A 685-nucleotide genomic window follows, 5' to 3' on the forward strand; every position below is an offset into this window, starting at 1 on the left:
CTGAAGGGCCTCGCCGTACGCATACGCAATGCCGTCGCGCGTTCCAACTACCGCACGGGCATCACCGAGAACCGTTTGGTCATCAGTTACACTTGGAAGCTGTTTTAAGAACAAAGAGGGGGCGAACAACTTCGCCCCCTCTTGCGTTGCCATCACCTTCAACTGACCTCAACGGTCATCTCTATTTCGACGCACGCCCCCAACGGTATCTGCGCCACGCCAAATGCCGAGCGGGCGTGCTTCCCCCTATTGCCAAACACCTCGGCGAACAGCTCCGATGCGCCGTTGGTGACTAAGTGTTGCTCAGTGAAGCTGGGGGTCGAATTCACCAGACTCATCACTTTAACAATCCGAACGACCCGATTCAGATCGCCGAGATGCGCGTACAGCGTCGCCAACAAGTCGATCGCCGTCGCACGTGCGGCCGCGTAACCGTCTTCAGTGCTCAGTGTATCACCCAGTTTTCCCGCCCATACCTTACCGTCTTTCTTCGCAATGTGCCCAGACAGGTAAACCAGATTGCTACTTTGCGCGCTCATCACATAAGCGGCGGCCGGCGCGGTGGTGATGGGCAAGGTGATTCCGAGGTCGTTGAGACGGATATGGATGTCATGTTCACTCATGGTCTTCTCTCTTCACTGCAAATATGCCAGCGCCCGGGTTGACCGGGCGCTGGCGAAGTTGA

2 protein-coding genes are annotated in these 685 nt (G+C 56.8%); one reads left to right on the forward strand and one right to left on the reverse strand.

All coding sequences use genetic code 11. The features are described 5' to 3' along the window. Positions 1 to 108: OprD family porin (locus M5B96_RS32370; RefSeq protein ID WP_248801234.1), on the forward strand; the 108-nt coding region annotated here is incomplete at its 5' end. Between the two features lie 50 nt (positions 109 to 158). On the opposite strand, the gene M5B96_RS32375 is transcribed toward M5B96_RS32370, so the two are convergent. After that, entirely contained in the window at positions 159 to 623 is a 465-nt protein-coding gene (locus M5B96_RS32375; protein ID WP_248801233.1) for a RidA family protein, read from the reverse strand. Positions 624 to 685: the final 62 nt, after the last annotated feature.

Origin of the sequence: Pseudomonas sp. MWU13-2105 (assembly GCF_023242315.1) — a bacterium.
Classification (GTDB): Bacteria; Pseudomonadota; Gammaproteobacteria; order Pseudomonadales; family Pseudomonadaceae; genus Aquipseudomonas.

Coding starts and splice junctions, on each gene's coding strand:
- M5B96_RS32375 (WP_248801233.1), bottom strand. CDS start 623: ATGAGTGAACATGACATCCATATCCGTCTCAACGACCTCGGAATCACC.